Genomic DNA, 1,491 nt, shown 5'->3' on the forward strand with positions numbered 1-1,491 from the left:
CTAATCCTGTATCACTGCAATAGAAAAAAATTACAGTAAAAAGGAATACGACTCAAACACTGTTCGAAAAGCCTGAAGACCTTTCCAGATAACCTTGGCTCCTGGATCACCATCACTTTTGCGGCCTAAAAACCCACCCAGTTTGGCTAAGGCCAGAACGACTTCCCGCACGTTTGCAGGGGACTTGGGCAACATCGTGGTTTTATACGCAATCCGGTAGAGCACCTGCCATTCCTCCTCGCTCATTACCTTTGTGTAAGGAGCGTCTGGCTGCTGTCTGGCCAAGTACGTCAAGTGCTGGATTTGCACCGCAATAATAGAGTAAATCAGGATCAGCTTTTTCAGCTTGTTTGCATGCTGCTCTTGCAGCTTTTCAACTTCGCAACCGCTTTTCAAAATATAGTGGAACCGTTCTATTTTCCAGCGTTGCACGTACCACCCTACCTTTTCCGCAGCTGCTTCCGCATTTGGGGTGGGGACATTGGTTAGCAGAAACCATTCAATCGGCGCCTGGTCTGCCAGTGGTGTAACTTCGACAACGTGAATGAGGGTACAGGAAAGAGGCGGATACCCCGCGCCTTTTTGTTGCAAATGAGCAGGCACCTGTACCGTATCACTTGTAAAGCGAACGGCAAGCGTCGTTTCCCGTGCCGGGGTCCCCCGGCGGGTATCCCGAGGAAGCGATACGCAGATCTCACCGGCTGCCGGCTGTGCGCGCACCTTGTCCCACAGGCGTGCCCCTTCCCCTTCAGTGATACGGTTTTGTACAGAGCGAACCACATACGACTGACCCTCTTTTTGCAGCAGGTGCAAAAACTCAAAATAATCGGCTTCCCGGTCCCCGATATGAATGAGCTTCATGTGCGCCGGTACCGCAGCTGCGCTCACTTGAGCTGCCTCCGTCCAGCGGTAGTTCTCTTTTTCCTCGTACGGCCGGCTGACCTTACGCTGTCCTTTGGGTTTAGGCTCGCGGGCCCATGTTTTTTGATACAGCAAACCAAGGGGCAGCCCCGAGGGAGTCAAAAGCAAGGCGGTGTGTGTTAATAATCCCTTGGCTTTTGAGTCGTTATATTCACCAAGTCCAACCGTCTTTTCCCGGTTCCCGTAGCTGACCCCCGTCGTGTCTTGCACGCACAAAAAGACGTTTTGGCCACTTTCGTTCATCTGCCTAAGCGTTTCCTTGCGGTAGCAATCCATGACATTTTCTTCGCTAAGCGCGGGATTATTCAGCAAACGACCGATTCCTTGCCGTTCGGCATTGTCAGCGCTGGCCGCTGAGATGGAAGCACCCAAATGAGTAGACAACGTCGTCAGTGTACGGATAAACCGTCTCAGGAGGACGGTGCTGTGAATGTACATTTGATTAAAAAAGGAAAAATCCGGTGCCGCCAAAGAGGATGTGTTTTTTTGCGTAGACATGAGATTCACCTAGCCTTTATACGTTGGTGTTCTCATCATAAAACATCTGTTGGCTCTCGGGTACTCTGAAAT

Annotated in this window: 1 protein-coding gene; it reads right to left on the bottom strand. The window is 51.0% G+C overall.

The window, feature by feature from the left end; all coding sequences use genetic code 11:
• Positions 1–30 precede the first annotated feature (30 nt).
• The gene (locus tag ACFORK_RS29020; RefSeq protein ID WP_379205547.1) at positions 31–1,419 is read right to left on the bottom strand and encodes an IS4 family transposase; all 1,389 of its coding nucleotides are present in this window, start codon (positions 1,417–1,419) and stop codon (positions 31–33) included.
• Positions 1,420–1,491: the final 72 nt, after the last annotated feature.

Source organism: Paenibacillus sp. GCM10012306 (assembly GCF_042649265.1).
Taxonomy (GTDB): domain Bacteria; phylum Bacillota; class Bacilli; order Paenibacillales; family Paenibacillaceae; genus Paenibacillus_AQ.

What these genes read in the sequence shown, in the direction of transcription:
- ACFORK_RS29020 (WP_379205547.1), bottom strand. Translation starts at nt 1,419, where the DNA reads ATGTCTACGCAAAAAAACACATCCTCTTTGGCGGCACCGGATTTTTCC.